We start from the raw sequence: 16,232 nt of genomic DNA, 5'->3' as shown, positions 1-16,232 counted from the left end.
GTGACCACGCATCTCCTACTCTTCCCGCATGGATCCCCGTGCCCTGGCCCTGATCGTCATCCACCTCGCCCTGTTCGCGGTGGGATGCGTGCTCCTGGTCATAGACATCCGCACGCACCGACTGCCCGACCGCATCGTGCTGCCCACGCTCGCGACACTCCTCGGGCTGGTGATCCTCGACGCGCTTCTGGCGGGTGAGACCGCTCGATCGGTGCGAGCCGTCGCAGGGCTGCTGATCCTGGGCGGCTTCTATGCGCTGCTGCGGCTGATCAGCAGCGAGGGCATGGGAGGAGGCGACGTGAAGCTCGCCGCCGTGATCGGACTCGTGCTCGGCTGGCACGGGTGGCAGGCGCTCGCCGTGGGCGCAGCTTCGGCGTTCGTTCTCGGGGCGCTGCATGCCACGGTGCTGATGTCGCTGCGCAGGGCCGATCGCTCGACGCGCATCGCCTTCGGTCCCTGGATGATCGTCGGGGCGTCGCTCGGCATCCTCGTGGCGTGAGCTCCGTTCGGTCGGACGGGGCTAGGGTGAAGGGCATGGCACTCGCACGACTCCACGGAGGCCCGCTCGACGGGCAGATCATTCCCCTCGACGACGCGGACGACAAGCTGATCGTCCCTTACAGCGAGACGCAGGTGGTGTACAACCGCCGCGGTGACGAGCAGAACACCGGCGACAGCGACGGTCCCACCGAGATCGACTACTGGTTCGACGAGTCGCTCGAGGATCTCACCTCGTCGGATGACTGAAGCCCCGACCGGTTCCGAGCCCTCGAGGACCGTCGAGGTCGAGCGCAAGTACGACGTCGATGACGCCACCTCGCTTCCTGACTGGCGGGGCATCGCCGGGGTGGACGCCGTCTCGGACGGCGAGCTGCGCGAACTCGATGCGCGATACCTCGACACCGCCGACGTGACCCTGTCACGTGCCGGCGTCGCCGTGCGTCGCCGCACAGGCGGTCCCGACGCCGGATGGCACATCAAAGGCCCGCGCGAGGGCGACGGCCGCCTGGAGATCGGGTGGCCGCTCGGCGACGGAGACGGCGTACCGGCTGCGATCGTCGAGGCCCTGGCTCGTTGGACGACCGAGGATCTCACGCCCCTCGCGCGCATCGAGAACACCCGTGTCGCCTATCTGCTCACCGGACCCGCCGGCGTGGTCGCCGAGTTCGTCGATGATCGGGTCCGGGCGACCGACCTGCGTCAGGGCGTGGAGCGGGAATGGCGGGAGTGGGAGTTCGAGCTCGGTCCCGCGGCGCCCGCCGACGCCGATGGCCGGGAGTCCCTCTTCGCAGCCGCCGAGGCCGCCATCTTCGCGGCGGGCGGACGCGACGCGGCATCCGGGTCGAAGCTCGCGCGAGCCCTCGGCTTCTGACGCGGTCGTGAGAGTCGGTATCGCTCGTGGAACCCGCCACAGTGCGCAAGCCCCTTCCGCGCCGACGCGCGCTCATGCTTGAGTGACAGGCATGAGCCGCTCCGTCGTCCTCCGCTCGCTGCGGACGATCGTCCCCGACACAGTTCTCGCGCAGCCGGAGATACGCGACATCTTCGCGGCGCAGCCCGATGTCGGCAGGCTGGGGCAGCGGATCATCGGCGCCTCGTTCAACGGCTCGGGCATCGACACCCGCCATACGGTGATCGAGGAACTGTCTCCCACGGCACATGTCGATGAGGCGGTCTTCTACGATCGCGGGACCGGGCTTCTCCGGTCACCCGGCACGAAGGTCAGGAACGATCTCTACACGAGCGAGGCATCGCGGCTCTTCGTCGACGTCGCTCGGCGCGCTCTCGACGCGGACCCCGATCTGAACGCATCCGACGTCACCCACGTCGTCACCGTGTCGTGCACCGGTTTCCATGCGCCGGGTCCTGACTACGAGATCGTGCGGGCGCTGGGTCTCTCCGACGCCGTGCAGCGCTACCATCTCGGCTTCATGGGCTGCTACGCCGCGATGCCGGCCCTCCGCGCCGCGAGTCAGTTCTGCACCGCCGACCCCGGTGCCGTGGTCCTTGTCGTCAGCGTGGAGCTGTGCACGCTGCACCTCAGGTCGTCCGAGGATCCTGACCTCATCGTCGCCAACTCGCTCTTCGCCGATGGTGCCGCAGCGTGCATCGTCACGGCCCGTGACCTGACGACTCCTGTTCCCTCGGTGCGTCTCGACGGCTTCCACACGGCGATCGCCGCCGAGGGCGAGAAGGACATGGCCTGGACGATCGGAGACAACGGATTCGAGATGATCCTCTCCACAGCCGTTCCTCAGATCATCGGCGAGACGATCATCGGCGCGATACGGCCGCTCTATGCCCGCGAGGGCGAGCTCGCAGCGGCATTCGACGAGGGACGCGTGGGGGAGCGGGTGGAGCACTGGGCGATCCATCCCGGCGGTCGCAGCATCCTCGATCGCATCCAGGAGCGGCTGCACCTCACCGATGCCCAGATGCGGCCTGCGCGCGAGACACTGCGCGAGAACGGCAACATGTCGAGCGCGACGATCCTGTTCGTCATCAAGAGGATCCTCGATGACGGGGCCGCCGGGGGATCCCGTGTCGCCGCCATGGCCTTCGGCCCGGGGCTGACGGCCGAGAGTGCCCTCATGACCGTCGTCGCCGGCGTCGTATGAGACACGACCTCTCGGTCCGAGCCGTCGATGTGCGCGAGCTCATGGACGATCCGGATGCGGATATCGCGATGCTCGAGCGCACCTACGAGCGCTTCCGCCTCGTGAACGCGCTCGTCTCGAGCCCAGGCCTGTTCTACCGCCGGGACATCCGACCCCGCGCTCGTCGCGGCCGCATCCGCATCCTCGATGTCGGAGCCGGAGGAGGCGATGTCTGCCGGATGCTCGCGGCGAGACTGCGGCGCGACGGTCTGTCTGCCGAGATCACGGCGCTCGATGCCGATGAGCGCGCCGTCCGCTGGGCGGCTCGCCACGACGACGGTTCGGGCGTCCGATACCGCTGCGCATTCGCGGAGGAACTCCTCGCGGCGGGGGAGAAGTATGACGTGGTCTTCTCGAACCACGTCATGCATCACCTCGAGCCGCAGGAGTTTCAGGGCCTGCTGCGCGACTCCGCCGGTCTCGTCGGGGAGAGCGGGGTCGTCGTGCACCGCGACATCGCTCGAAGCAGGACTGCCTACGCGCTGTACGGCACCCTGACCGGACTCCTGTCCTCGACCGTGTTCCGCGGCTCGTTCATCCGCGAGGACGGCCTCATCAGCATCCGACGCTCGTACACGACCGGCGAGCTCGCATCGGTTGCGCCGTCCGGGTGGACAGTGCGGTTCGGACTTCCCTCGCGACTGGAGCTGCGGTGGGAGAAGACCACCGCTCGGTAGCCGGCGCACCTGGACGCGCTGCGCCGTGACACACGAAGGCCCGGCCACGCGCGAGCGTGCCGGGCCTTCGAGGCGATCCGGGCGGGATCAGAAGTTGATCATGTGACCCGCGAGGCCGTGGAAGCCCTCCTGCAGTGCCTCCGACAGCGTCGGGTGGGTGTGCACGTTGCGGGCCAGCTCGAGGGCCGTGAGGTCCCACTTCTGCGCGAGCGTCAGCTCGGGCAGAAGCTCGGAGACGTCGGGGCCGATCATGTGAGCGCCGATGAGCTCGAGGTGCTCGGCGTCGGCGATCAGCTTGACGAAGCCGACGGGCTCGCCGAGTCCGTGCGCCTTGCCGTTGGCCATGAACGGGAACGTCGCGACCTTGATCTCGCGTCCCTCGTCCTTCGCCTGCTGCTCGGTGAGGCCGAACGACGCCACCTGCGGCGAGCAGAACGTCGCGCGGGGCATCATGCGGTAGTCGCCGAGCGTCTGGGTCTCGGCGCCGCCGATGGTCTCGGCCGCGACGACACCCTGCGCCTCGGCCACATGGGCGAGCTGCAGCTTGGCCGTGACGTCACCGATGGCGTAGATGCCCTCGACGTTGGTGCGCATGTGGTCGTCGATGTCGATCGCGCCGCGCTCGGTGAGCTTCACGCCGGTGGCCTCGAGTCCGAAGCCCTCGATGTTGGGGGCGAAGCCGACCGACATCAGGACCTTGTCGGCCTCGATCGAGCTCTGCTGGCCGTCCTTGCCGGTGTACGACACGGTGACGGAGGAGCCGTTGTCGACGACCGACTCGACCTTGGTGGAGGTGAGGATGTCGACGCCGTAGTTCTTGTACTGCTTGGCGATCTCCTTCGACACGTCGGCATCCTCGTTGGGCAGTGCGCGGTCGAGGAACTCGATGATCGTGACCTTGACGCCGTAGTTCGTCATCACGTAGGCGAACTCCATACCGATGGCGCCGGCTCCGACGATGACGATCGACTTCGGGAGTTCGCGGCTGAGGATCTGCTCCTCGTAGGTCACCACGTTGTCGCTGAGCTGCACGCCGGGGAGCAGGCGGACCTTCGAACCGGTAGCGATGATCGCGTTGTCGAAGGTGACCTCTTCGGTGGTGCCGTCGGACTTGGCGACCGAGATCGCCTTGGGACCCGTGAAGGTGCCGCGGCCGTCGTACTCGGTGACCTTGTTCTTCTTCATCAGGAAGTGGATGCCCTTGACGCGCCCGTCGGCCACGACGCGGCTGCGGTCGAACGCCTTGCCGTAGTCGATCGTGAACTCACCCGAGATGCCGAAGAAGTCGGCCTTGTGGTTGAGCGTGTGCGCGAGCTCCGCGTTCTTCAGAAGAGCCTTGGAGGGGATGCAGCCGACGTTGAGGCACACACCGCCCCAGTACTTCTCCTCGATGATGGCGGTGGAGAGACCGAGCTGCGCGCTGCGAACCGCAGCGACGTATCCGCCAGGACCTGCACCAAGGATGACGACGTCGTAGTGTGGCATGCCTTAAGCCTATCGCTCCGAGGGTGCGTCGGAGTCTGCGGCGGACGGGCCTGTGGAGCGCTCGGATGCGCTCGAGCCCCGTCCCCTCAGAGCGAACGCGATGACCACGGCGACGATGACGACGAGGATGCCGGCGATCGCGAGGATCCAGATCCAGGCGGCGGACGCGGAGGACTCCTCCGCCGCGGTCGACCCGTCGGTGGGTTCGGAGGTGGGGGCGGGGGCGGCCGTCTGCACGGACTCCGTCGGCTCGGACGTCTCCGGTGCAGCGGTCTCGGGCGTGGCGGTGGGGGCGGAGAGGGTCGAGGTGGCGACGGTGAACCCGAACTCCTCGGAGATCGGGTGGCCGTCGCTGGAGACGACTCTCCAGAGGACCGTGTAAGCCCCGGCCGCGGCCTCGGCGATGAGCGGCTGGGTGACGACGGCGCCGTTCACCGTCGCAGGGCCGTCCGTGACGGATGCGCCCGAGGCATCGGTCACGACCACCTCCGTGGCTCCCTCGCCGTCGATCAGCTTCGCGCTGAAGGTGAGCGTCAGCTCCGCAGGCAGTGTCTCGACCGTGCTGCCCGCCTCGGGAGAGGATGCGGTCAGGGTGTCGTGCGCCGACGCCGACAGCGGCGCGACCAGAACGAGGAAGACCGCCAGCAGGGCGGCGGCGAGGGCGAGCGGAGCGGTGGGGAGGCGTCGGGCGTCTGTCTTCACCCGTCCAGCTTAGGAACTCGCGATATGCGGGGACTGAGCGTGAACCCGCACACCGCGAGGCGGTCAGGATCCGTTAGTCTGGAGGACTAGGAGGGCAGAAGTGACAGACAGCGAAGGCCGACAGGCCGGTGATGCCGCGATCCACCGTTCCGGCGAGCAGCGACACGATGTGACGCAGACGTTCGGACACGACTCGGATCTCTCATTCGTGCCCTTCGGGGTCGAGTTGACGGACGTCGAGCAGAGTGCCATCGCCGCACTCCCCTCGGGATCGGCTCTTCTGCTGATGCGCTCCGGCGCACTCGCAGGTGCCCGATACCTCCTCGACACCGACGTGACCACGGTCGGACGCCACCCCGAGGCGGACATCTTCTTCGACGACGTGACCGTGTCGCGTCGTCACGCGGAGATCACCCGTTCGGGTGCGTCGTTCGAGATCATCGACCAGCGATCCCTCAACGGCACCTACGTGAACGGCGAGCGCGTCGATCGCAGCGCCCTCGTCGACGGTTCCGAGCTGCGGGTGGGCAAGTTCCGGCTGAACTTCTTCGCGTCGCCCGCCGATCGTGGCGCGGCGAACGCCTGATGGCGGCATCCTCCGCCCGTGAACGCTCCGCGTCAGCGGGCCTCCTGAGCATCGGCCAGGTTCTGGCGCGACTCACTCCCGAATTCCCTGAACTCACCTCCAGCAAGCTGCGCTTCCTCGAGGTCCAGGGGATCGTCTCGCCCTCGCGTACCGAGTCCGGATACCGCAAGTTCTCTCCGGCCGACATCGAGCGCCTCCGCCTCGGACTCTCCCTGCAGCGTGACCACTATCTTCCGCTCAGCGTCATCCGAGAGCAGCTCGACGAGGCGGACGCCAACGGCGACTCGGCTGCCTTCACACCTCCGCCCTCGATCACCCCGGCGCCCCGTCGGTATCGTCGCGATGAGCTCCTCTCGGCGGCCGGGGCGGGACCTCAGCTCCTGAACGACGCGATCAGCACGGGCGTGATCATCGCCCAGGAGACCTACTCGGAGTCGACCGTCACGCTGCTGCGCGGACTGGTCGCGCTCGACCGCCATGGCATCGAGCCGCGACACCTGCGTTCGCTGCGTCAGGGGGCCGAGCGAGAGGTCGCTCTGATCGAATCGGCGATGTCGGCGCTGCTGCGACGGACCGACGCTCCGTCGCGGGCCAAAGCCAGCGAGATGGCTCCGTCGCTCGCCTCGAAGATCGACGAGGTGCGCTCGCTCTTCGTCAAGGAAGCACTCTCTCGGCTGCTTTCGTAACGAACTGATTGCGACACACCTTCGACGTCGCACGTATGTCATTGCCGGTGCCCGAGGGCTGCTCTAGCGTGGAGGTAACAGCTCCAGGGAGGATTTCCAGATGAATGCGGATGAGCGTGCAGGCGACCCGCGGTTCGTACCCGAACTCCTCTTCACCGACGGTCTGCCGGCGATGGATGACGAGGTCGGCTACCGCGGAGCGGTTGCCGCTCGGGCCGCCGGGATCACCTATCGCCAGCTCGACTACTGGGCTCGTACCGAGCTCGTCGTGCCCACCGTTCGCGGCGCGAGCGGTTCCGGGTCGCAGCGGCTCTACGGCTTCCGTGACATCCTGGTGCTCAAGCTCGTGAAGAGCCTGCTCGACACGGGCATCTCGCTGCAGCAGATCCGCACCGCCGTCGATGAGCTTCGTCGTGCAGGCATCCGCGACCTCGCCGGGACCACGCTCATGAGCGACGGCGCCTCGGTCTATCTGTGCACCTCGAACGATGAAGTCATCGACCTCGTGAGCCGCGGCCAGGGCGTCTTCGGCATCGCAGTCGGGAAGGTCCTGCGTGAGGTGGAGTCCACCCTCGTGGCGTTCGACTCCGCGGCACCCGACCCCGTCGACGAGCTCTCGGCGCGTCGCTCCCAGCGCTCGGCCTGAGCAGTCCAGTCCGACTCCGCTCGGCGGAACGACAACGAAGAACGGCCACCCTCTCGCGAGGATGGCCGTTTCTGTGTCTGCCGGCGGTCAGGCCTGGGGTCCGGTCTCCGGAACCGGTACGCGCCCGGTACGGATGATGCGGTCGAGCAGCGAGTCGAAGTCGGCGGCGAGCTCCTGCGCGGAATCGCCGGGCCAGATGTGCAGAGGCTTCGCGGCCCCCTGCGCCTGCTGAAGCGACGTGCGCTCGGGAAGCTGGGGCGAGAGCACGAGGGGACCGAACATGTCGCGCAGCTCCTTGATGCGGAACTGGTGCTCGATCGACTGCGGACGCACGCGGTTCACCACGATGCCGAGAGGCTGGAGGCGGGGAGAGAGCCCGCGACGGATCTCCTCGATCGCGCGCAGCGCGCGGTCCGCGGCTGCCACGGAGAAGAGACCGGGCTCGGTGACGACCATCACGCGGTCGCTCGCCGCCCAGGCGGTACGGGTGAGAGCGTTGAGCGACGGGGCGCAGTCGATCAGGACGAGGTCGTAGTCGGCCTCGACGGCGGCCAGCGCCTCTTCGAGCTTCCAGACGTCGCGCACGCTGGGGTGGGGGCCGTCGAAGTTGATCGCCGAAGGGCTGCCGATCAGGACGTCGATGGTTCCGGGGTGCACCTTCGCCCAGCCGCTCGCGGTGATCGCCTGGCGGACGACCTTCTCCTTGGGGTTGGCCAGGACATCGGCGACGTTGAGTCGACCGGCCACCTGGATGTCCATCCCGGTGGACACATCGGACTGCGGGTCGAGGTCGACGACGAGCGTTCGGACACCACGGGCGAAGGCCGCTGAGGCCAGGCCGAGGGTCACGGTCGTCTTGCCGACGCCTCCCTTGAGAGAGCTGACGCTGAGTACGTGCACGAACACCACGTTACCTTCCCCTAGGCTGGGTGCACACTCAGCCCCGCCCCATGCGCGCCGAATACGTCGTGCATCGAGCTTCCAGAGGTGTGCATGTTCCAGAAGATCCTTGTGGCGAACCGCGGCGAGATCGCGATCCGTGCCTTCCGAGCGGCCTACGAGGTCGGAGCGAGAACCGTCGCGGTCTTCCCGCATGAGGATCGCGGCTCCGTCCACCGGTTGAAGGCCGACGAGGCCTACGAGATCGGCGAACGCGGGCATCCTGTGCGTGCCTACCTCGACGTCGACGAGATCATCAGAGTCGCGAAGCAGGCCGGCGCGGATGCGATCTACCCGGGCTACGGGTTCCTCTCGGAGAATCCCGAGCTCGCAGAGAAGGCGGCCGCCAACGGCATCGTCTTCATCGGGCCTCCGGCGAAGGTGCTCGAGATGGCGGGCAACAAGGTCGAGGCGAAGCGTCACGCGATCGAGGCCGGGGTGCCCGTACTGCGCTCCACCGAAGCATCCGATGATGTCGAGGCGCTCGTCGCGCAGGCCGACGACATCGGCTTCCCGCTGTTCGCCAAGGCCGTCGCGGGTGGTGGCGGCCGCGGAATGCGTCGCGTCGAGAAGCCTGCGGAACTCGCGCCCGCACTCGCCGAGGCGATGCGCGAGGCCGCGAGCGCCTTCGGCGATCCGAGGATGTTCCTCGAGCAGGCCGTCGTGCGCCCCCGTCACATCGAGGTGCAGATCCTCGCGGACAAGACCGGTGAGACCGTGCACCTGTTCGAGCGCGACTGCTCGGTGCAGCGTCGCCACCAGAAGGTCGTGGAGATCGCTCCCGCGCCCAATCTGGACGATGGCATCCGCACCGCGCTGCACGGGTACGCGGTGGCCTTCGCCCGCTCCATCGGGTACGAGAACGCCGGCACGGTCGAGTTCCTCCTCGAGACCGCGGGGGAGCGGTCGGGAGAGGTCGTCTTCATCGAGATGAATCCCCGCATCCAGGTGGAGCACACGGTGACCGAGGAGGTCACCGACGTCGACCTCGTGCAGAGCCAGATGCGGATCGCCTCCGGTCAGACCCTCGCCGACCTCGGGCTGCAGCAGGAGAACCTGCACGTCCGCGGCGCGGCGCTGCAGTGCCGCATCACGACGGAAGACCCGACGCAGGGATTCCGTCCCGACACCGGCAAGATCACCACGTACCGGTCGCCGGGCGGCGCGGGCATCCGCCTCGACGGCGGGACAGTGCATCAGGGCGCGCAGATCAGCCCGCACTTCGACTCCATGCTCGCCAAACTGACCTGCCGGGGGAGGGACTACCCGGCAGCCGTCGCCCGTGCCCGTCGCGCGCTGGCGGAGTTCCGCATCCGGGGAGTGTCGACCAACATCCCGTTCCTGCAGGCGCTGCTCGACGACGAGGCGTTCGTCGCCGGTGATGTGAGCACATCCTTCATCGATGAGCGCCCGGAGCTGCTCAAAGGGCGTGAGTCGAAGGACCGCGGCACGAGGATCCTCAACTGGCTGGTCGACGTCACCGTCAACAAGCCCCACGGATCCCACCCCGGAGCGATCGATCCCCGTACCAAGCTGCCGACGATCGATCTGACTGCAGATCCCGCGCCCGGGTCTCGCCAGCGGCTGCTCGAGCTCGGTCCCGAGGGTTTCGCTCGGAGTCTGCGCGAGCAGACGGCTCTCGCGATCACCGACACCACGTTCCGCGACGCCCACCAGTCGCTGCTGGCGACGCGCGTGCGCACCAAGGACCTTGCCGCTGTCGCGCCGTACATCTCCCGCCTCACGCCGGGGCTGCTCTCTGTCGAGGCCTGGGGCGGCGCGACCTACGATGTGGCGCTGCGCTTCCTCGGCGAGGACCCCTGGGAGCGCCTCGACAAGCTTCGCGCCTCGCTGCCGAACGTCGCGATCCAGATGCTCCTCCGAGGTCGGAACACGGTGGGGTACACGCCGTATCCGACAGCGGTGACGGAGGCGTTCGTCCGCGAGGCCGCGGAGAGCGGTGTCGACATCTTCCGCATCTTCGACGCGCTCAACGACGTCGAGCAGATGCGCCCGGCCATCGACGCGGTGCGTGCGACGGGGACGGCGGTCGCCGAGGTCGCGCTCTGCTACACCGGTGACCTGCTCGACCCTGCGGAGAACCTCTACACGCTCGACTACTACCTGCATCTCGCCGATCAGATCGTCGCAGCGGGAGCGCACATCATCGCCATCAAGGACATGGCGGGTCTGCTGCGCCCCGCCGCAGCCGCGAAGCTCGTCAGCGCACTGCGTGAGCGCTTCGATCTGCCCGTGCATCTGCACACGCACGACACCCCGGGCGGTCAGCTCGCGACGCTGCTCGCGGCGAGTGCCGTGGGGGTCGATGCGGTGGATGCCGCATCGGCGCCCCTGTCCGGGACCACCAGCCAGCCGTCGTTGTCGTCGCTCGTCGCCGCGCTCGCGCACACCGACCGCGACAGCGGCATCGATCTGAGTGCCGTCTCGGACCTCGAGCCCTACTGGGAGGCGGTGCGGCGCCAGTACGCACCCTTCGAATCGGGTCTTCCCGGCCCCACGGGGCGCGTCTACCGCCATGAGATCCCCGGCGGTCAGCTGTCCAACCTCCGCCAGCAGGCGAAGGCGCTGGGACTCGCTGACGACTTCGAGCTGATCGAGGACCTGTACGCCGAGGCGGACCGCATCCTCGGGCGTGTGCCGAAGGTGACCCCGTCGTCGAAGGTCGTGGGGGACCTTGCCCTCCATCTCGCTGCGGTCAAGGCAGACCCTGCCGATTTCGAGGCCAACCCGGAGAAGTACGACGTACCCGATTCCGTCGTCGGCTTCATGGCGGGCGAACTCGGAGACCTGCCCGGCGGATGGCCTGAGCCGTTCCGCTCGAAGGTCCTGGCGGGACGCATCGTGCGCACGGGACTCACCGAGATCTCGACCGAAGACGAACATGCACTCGCGGGTGACAGCGCGAGCCGCCGGGCGCGCCTGAATGCGCTCCTCTTCCCGGCGCCCACGCGGGAGTTCACGCAGACGCGCGAGCAGTTCGGCGACCTGTCGGTCTTGGACACCAGCGACTACCTGTACGGGCTCGTGCAGGGGCAGGAGCACCTCGTCGAGATCGACCGCGGCGTGCAGCTGTACGTGGGTCTCGAGGCCATCGGCGACGCGGATGACAAGGGCATCCGCACCGTCATGACCACCCTCAACGGTCAGCTGAGGCCGGTGTTCGTCCGCGATCGTTCCGTCGCAGTCGATGCGCATGAGGTCGAGAAGGCCGACACCTCGGTGGCGGGACAGGTCGCCGCCCCGTTCTCCGGCGTGGTGACGCTCAAGGTCGAGGTCGGATCCACCGTCAGGGCGGGGGAACCGGTCGCGTCGATCGAGGCGATGAAGATGGAAGCGGCCATCACCGCTCCCGTCGACGGCGTCATCGAGAGGCTCGCGATCGGCGCCACTCAGCAGGTCGACGCAGGAGACCTTTTGGTCGTCATCAGCCAGGCGCAGTAATCTTGGGCGGGCGTGGGCCGCGCATCCTTCGATGTGCACCCGAGGCTCGCACAGGCTTGGAGTGACGAAGTGACCCCGAAGAAGAGAGCAGAATCGCCGGACGAGGAGTCCCGCGGAATGCTCGACGACGCCGCGTCCATGGACACGGCGGTCATCGGCATCCTCAGCGGCACCGCGCAGGTCAGCGTGCAGTTGCCGAAGGACGACGAGGACGATCTCGCCGACGACGGCATCGTCGAGGGCGAGGTCATCGCCGACCTCGTCATCGACGAGCCTGTCTCGGCCGCGAAGGCGGCCGAGACAGTCATCGCGGCGGATATGCCGAGCATCCCGATGGCGCCGATCATCATCGAGCTGCCGCCGGAGCCGATCGCTGCCGCTGAGGCTGAGGTCGACGCGGAGGCTGAGGTTGAGGCGGACGCGGAGGTCGGGGCGGACGCGGAGGCTGAGGTCGCCCCTGAGCCTGAGCCTGAGGTCGCCCCTGAGCCTGAGCCTGAGCCTGAGCCTGAGCCCGCCCCTGAGGTCGCCCCTGAGCCTGAGGTCGCCCCTGAGCCTGCCCCCAAGTCGGAGCTTGAGGTCGAGCCCGAGTCTGAGCCCGCCCCNGAGCCTGAGCCTGAGCCTGAGCCTGAGGTCGAGCCCGAGCCTGAGCCCGAGCCCGAGCCCGAGGTCGAGCCCGAGCCCGAGCCCGAGCCCGAGCCCGAGGTCGAGCCTGAGCCTGAGCCCGAGGTGGTCACGCCGGCGCCCACAGCATTGATCGAGGCCGATGCGGCCGCCGAAGAGGCGGCCGTGGCTGCGGCGTTCGTCGCCCGGGCGAAGGCCGATGTCAGAACCCGAGCATCCCTGCGCACCGGGGCGATCCCGACGGTGCCCGCCGGGCGCTCGATGCCCGAGAAGACGGAGATCCCTGCCATGGACACGCCGAAGCCCGCCAGGCCGACCACACCGGCGCCGACCCGCGCCGCGCGCACTGACGTGCAGCTGTCATCGAAGCGTCTGGACGATCTCGGCGACTCCTCGCGCGAGACCGCCGACCTGCTCACGGCCGACCGTCTGCTCGACCCCCATCAGATCACGAAGCCGGAACCCGAGGGGGCCTGGAGTCACTTCCTGTACACGGTCTCCGGTCGTCGTATCAACATCGGCGACGGCAAGAAGGCTCGGCAGCGCAAAGCTCTCTCGGCGCGCATCTCGGCCCCGCTCGTCGGCGGGGCGCGCTTCGTCCCGGTGCTCTCGCGCAAGGGTGGCGTGGGGAAGACCACCATCACGGCTCTGCTCGGCATGGCACTCGCCGACGCGCGTGACGACCGTGTGATCGCGGTGGATGCGAATCCGGACCGCGGCACGCTCGCCGATCGCGTAGAGCGACCGCAGCACTCCCGATCGGTGCGCGACCTCGTCCGCATCCACGACGAGGTGCGGGGGTACCACGACATCTCCGCGATCGTCGCGCGCGACGCGACCCGGCTCGACGTGCTCGCGTCCGACCCGGACCCTCGCATCGCCGAGGCGTTCAGCGACAGCGACTATCGCGACGTCGCCGGCGTCGCCGCCCACTATTACTCGCTCGTCCTCACGGACACGGGCACGGGTATCGTCCACTCGGTGATGTCGGCCACACTCGACCTGGCCGATCAGATCGTGATCGTCTCGGGACTCAGCGTCGACGAGGCGCGACTCGCGTCCGAGACGCTGACCTGGCTGGAGACGAACGGATACGCCGAGCAGGCGCGCGAAGCGGTCATCGTGCTCAACCAGTCGACGCCCGGTGCACCTCTCGTGCGCCTGAATGAGCTCGAGGCGCACTTCCGGACGCGCGCTGCGCACGTCGTGCGGATGCCGTATGACTCTCAGATCGCGGGAGGCGGCACGATCGTCTTCGCGAACCTCCAGCCGGAGACGCGGGTCGCGGCGCGCGAGCTCGCCGCGCTGCTCGTCGAGGGCCTCCGGGCGAAGGGCGCCTGATGACGGTTCGTGAGATCCGGGTGTTCGGCGACCCGGTGCTGCGCACCGTGTGCGCCCCGATCGAGAACATCGACGACGGCGTCCGCGCCCTCATCGCCGATCTCGTCGACACCGTGGAGCTGCCCGGCCGCGCCGGCGTCGCCGCACCCCAGATCGGTGTGGGACTGCGTGCCTTCAGCTATAACATCGACGGCGACATCGGCTACGTCATCAACCCCGTGCTGACCGAGGTCCGCGGGGAGGCCGTGCCGACCGGGGAGGGATGTCTGTCCGTGCCGGGGCTGTGGCACGACGCACTCCGCCACCCGTGGGCGCGCGTCGAAGGGATCGATCTCGATGGAGCACCGGTGATCCTGGAAGGGGACGGCCTCCTCGCACAGGCTCTGCAGCACGAGACCGATCATCTGGACGGGAAGCTGTACCTGACGCGGCTCGATCCGGAGACCCGGAAGCGTGCGATGCGCGAGGTGCGCGAGAGCTCCTGGTTCTGATCGCCACGCGCACCATACAGCAGAAGGGCCCCGCCGAGGCGGGGCCCTTCTGCTGTCTTCCCTGCGGGGATCAGCCGCCGATGGCGACGTTGGTGGTCGACACGGGCTCGTCGTAGATCGCGGCGATCTCATCGGCGAAGTCGCTCATGATCACGGTGCGCTTGATCGACAGCTTGGGGGTCAGGTGACCCGATGCCTCGGTCCACTCGGTGTCGAGGATCGTGAACTTGCGGATCGACTCGGCCCGGGAGACGCGGGTGTTGGCCGCATCCACCGCCTTCTGGATCTCGGCGCGCACCGCATCGTTCTTCGCCGCCTGCGTCAGCGACATGTCCTTGTCGAGACCGTTGTTCGCGAGCCACGTCGGCAGCATCTCGGGGTCCAGCGTCACGAGGGCCGAGATGAACGGGCGCTGGTCGCCGACGACCACGACCTGACCGATGATCGGGTTCGCGCGGATCGGGTCCTCGAGCGCGGCGGGGGCGACGTTCTTGCCACCCGCGGTCACGATGATCTCCTTCTTGCGCCCGGTGATCGTGAGGAACCCTTCGGAGTCGAAGCTGCCGATGTCGCCTGTGTGGAACCAGCCCCCGTCGCTGAAGGCCTCAGCCGTGGCTTCGGGGTTGTTCCAGTACTCCCGGAAGACGTTGATGCCGCGCACCTCGATCTCGCCGTCGTCGGCGAGCCGCACACCCACGCCTGGGAGAGCCGGCCCGACCGTGCCGATCTTGGACTTGTCCGCGAGGTTCACCGTAGCCGGGGCGGTCGTCTCCGTCAGGCCGTAGCCCTCGAGGATCACGACGCCGAGGCTGTGGAAGAAATGGCCGAGTCGTGCGCCGAGCGGGGCGGAACCCGACACGGCGTAGACGATCCTGCCGCCCATCGCCTCGCGCAGCTTTCCGTAGACAAGCTTGTTGAACAGGGCGAACTTGAGCTTCATCCCGAACGGGATGCTCTTGCCCTCTTCGATCAGCTTCGAGTGCTGGATGGCCACATCCGCGGCTGCGCGGAAGATCTTGCCCTTGCCGCCCGCCTCGGCCTTCTGCTCGGCCGAGTTGTACACCTTCTCGAAGACCCGCGGCACGGCCAGCAGGAAGGTCGGCTTGAACGAACCGAGCGCGGGGAGGAGCTGACGGGTGTCCGGCTGGTGGCCGGTGCGCACGCCCGCATGCACGTTGAGGATCGAGATGAAGCGGGCGAACACGTGTGCGGTCGTGATGAAGAGCAGCGTCGACGAGCCGGGCGTCTGCACCACCGCGTCGAGCGCCTTGGCGGAGTTGCGCGACAGCTCGACGAAGTTGCTGTGCGTGAGCACGCACCCCTTGGGGCGTCCGGTGGAACCCGACGTGTAGATGAGCGTGGCGATGTCGGAGCCCACGGCGATGCTGCGGAGCCGTTCGATCTCTGCGTCGGGGATCGAGGCGCCTTGCGCCGTGAGCGCGCTGATCGCGCCGAGGTGGAGCTGCCAGACCTCGCGGATGAGGGGGAGGTCGCCGCGCACCTCGTCGAGACGCGCGAAGTGCTCGGGTGATTCGACGAGAAGGGCGATCGCGCCGGAGTCCTCGAGGATCCACTGGATCTGCGACGGGGAGCTGGTCTCGTAGATCGGCACCATGACCGCGCCGGCATAGAAGAGCGCGAAGTCGACCAGCGTCCAGTCGTAGGTGGTTCGTGCGAGGAAGCCGACCTTCTCGCCGGGCTGGATGCCGGCGGCGACGAAGCCCTTCGCCAGGGCGATCACGGCGGTCTGGAAGTCCGCGGCCGAGATGTCGCGCCACTCGTCGCCCTCGGGGACGGAGAACAGAGCACGATCGGGCGTGGCTTCCACGCGCTTCACGAGCAGATCGGCGATGTTTCCTTCGGGATCGGCGGGGACGACGGCGGGGACTTCAAACTGGACCACGGCAGCTCCTTCGGTACCGGTCGGGCACGGTGTTGC

Annotated in this window: 15 protein-coding genes; 11 read left to right on the top strand and 4 right to left on the bottom strand. The window is 68.1% G+C overall.

Translation table 11 applies throughout. The features are described from left to right. The first annotated feature begins 28 nt into the window (after nt 1-28). The 5 genes from IXW21_RS06610 to IXW21_RS06590 all read left to right on the top strand — a co-directional run bounded on the left by IXW21_RS06610 (nt 29) and on the right by IXW21_RS06590 (nt 3,334). A complete protein-coding gene (locus IXW21_RS06610; protein ID WP_194763468.1) occupies nt 29-499 on the top strand; it encodes a prepilin peptidase in 471 nt (156 codons plus the stop codon). 35 nt (nt 500-534) lie between these two features. Continuing rightward, nucleotides 535-747, top strand: coding sequence for a response regulator (locus IXW21_RS06605; RefSeq protein ID WP_194763467.1), 213 nt, complete (start codon nt 535-537; stop codon nt 745-747). Continuing rightward, on the top strand, nt 740-1,372 hold the full coding sequence (locus IXW21_RS06600; RefSeq protein WP_194763466.1) for a CYTH domain-containing protein: 633 nt from the start codon (nt 740-742) through the stop codon (nt 1,370-1,372). The genes IXW21_RS06605 and IXW21_RS06600 overlap by 8 nt, the downstream gene beginning before the upstream one ends. A gap of 91 nt (nt 1,373-1,463) precedes the next feature. Further along, nucleotides 1,464-2,618, top strand: coding sequence for a type III polyketide synthase (locus tag IXW21_RS06595; protein WP_194763465.1), 1,155 nt, complete (start codon nt 1,464-1,466; stop codon nt 2,616-2,618). Continuing rightward, nucleotides 2,615-3,334 carry a methyltransferase domain-containing protein gene (locus IXW21_RS06590; protein ID WP_194763464.1) on the top strand — a complete coding sequence of 240 codons (720 nt, stop codon included), beginning with the start codon at nt 2,615-2,617 and terminating at the stop codon, nt 3,332-3,334. Before IXW21_RS06595 ends, IXW21_RS06590 begins: the two co-directional genes overlap by 4 nt. 87 nt (nt 3,335-3,421) lie before the next feature. Here the strand turns inward: IXW21_RS06590 and lpdA are convergent, their stop codons facing one another. Both lpdA and IXW21_RS06580 read right to left on the bottom strand, forming a co-directional pair. Next, on the bottom strand, nt 3,422-4,819 hold the full coding sequence (lpdA, locus tag IXW21_RS06585; RefSeq protein ID WP_194763463.1) for a dihydrolipoyl dehydrogenase: 1,398 nt from the start codon (nt 4,817-4,819) through the stop codon (nt 3,422-3,424). Nucleotides 4,820-4,828: 9 nt separating this feature from the next. After that, nucleotides 4,829-5,521, bottom strand: a complete 693-nt coding sequence (locus IXW21_RS06580; protein WP_194763462.1) for a copper resistance CopC family protein — start codon at nt 5,519-5,521, stop codon at nt 4,829-4,831. A gap of 100 nt (nt 5,522-5,621) precedes the next feature. Here IXW21_RS06580 and IXW21_RS06575 point away from each other — a divergent pair, with 100 nt between their 5' ends. The 3 genes from IXW21_RS06575 to IXW21_RS06565 all read left to right on the top strand — a co-directional run bounded on the left by IXW21_RS06575 (nt 5,622) and on the right by IXW21_RS06565 (nt 7,439). Continuing rightward, a complete protein-coding gene (locus IXW21_RS06575; protein WP_194763461.1) occupies nt 5,622-6,107 on the top strand; it encodes an FHA domain-containing protein in 486 nt (161 codons plus the stop codon). Then, complete coding sequence (locus IXW21_RS06570; protein ID WP_194763460.1) at nt 6,107-6,793, top strand: MerR family transcriptional regulator; 687 nt, start codon at nt 6,107-6,109, stop codon at nt 6,791-6,793. The genes IXW21_RS06575 and IXW21_RS06570 overlap by 1 nt, the downstream gene beginning before the upstream one ends. A 100-nt stretch (nt 6,794-6,893) precedes the next feature. Next, entirely contained in the window at nt 6,894-7,439 is a 546-nt protein-coding gene (locus tag IXW21_RS06565) for a MerR family transcriptional regulator (RefSeq protein ID WP_194763459.1), read from the top strand. Between the two features lie 87 nt (nt 7,440-7,526). Here the strand turns inward: IXW21_RS06565 and IXW21_RS06560 are convergent, their stop codons facing one another. Beyond that, the gene (locus tag IXW21_RS06560; protein WP_194763458.1) at nt 7,527-8,339 is read right to left on the bottom strand and encodes a ParA family protein; all 813 of its coding nucleotides are present in this window, start codon (nt 8,337-8,339) and stop codon (nt 7,527-7,529) included. Nucleotides 8,340-8,432: 93 nt separating this feature from the next. Here IXW21_RS06560 and IXW21_RS06555 point away from each other — a divergent pair, with 93 nt between their 5' ends. The 3 genes from IXW21_RS06555 (at nt 8,433) to def (ending at nt 14,293) form a co-directional block, all read left to right on the top strand. Then, nucleotides 8,433-11,840 (top strand): pyruvate carboxylase, encoded by a 3,408-nt coding sequence (locus tag IXW21_RS06555; protein ID WP_194763457.1) that lies wholly within the window; start codon nt 8,433-8,435, stop codon nt 11,838-11,840. Nucleotides 11,841-11,957: 117 nt separating this feature from the next. Next, on the top strand, nt 11,958-13,802 hold the full coding sequence (locus IXW21_RS06550) for a MinD/ParA family ATP-binding protein (RefSeq protein ID WP_228528273.1): 1,845 nt from the start codon (nt 11,958-11,960) through the stop codon (nt 13,800-13,802). Then, entirely contained in the window at nt 13,802-14,293 is a 492-nt protein-coding gene (gene def / locus IXW21_RS06545) for a peptide deformylase (RefSeq protein WP_194763455.1), read from the top strand. The genes IXW21_RS06550 and def overlap by 1 nt, the downstream gene beginning before the upstream one ends. A gap of 70 nt (nt 14,294-14,363) precedes the next feature. Here def and IXW21_RS06540 read toward each other — a convergent pair whose 3' ends face one another. Beyond that, complete coding sequence (locus IXW21_RS06540; RefSeq protein ID WP_194763454.1) at nt 14,364-16,196, bottom strand: AMP-dependent synthetase/ligase; 1,833 nt, start codon at nt 16,194-16,196, stop codon at nt 14,364-14,366. Between the last annotated feature and the right edge of the window lie 36 nt (nt 16,197-16,232).

It is taken from the genome of Microbacterium sp. UFMG61, assembly GCF_015354505.1.
GTDB lineage: Bacteria > Actinomycetota > Actinomycetes > Actinomycetales > Microbacteriaceae > Microbacterium.
This window is presented reverse-complemented; position numbering and strand designations above follow the sequence as displayed.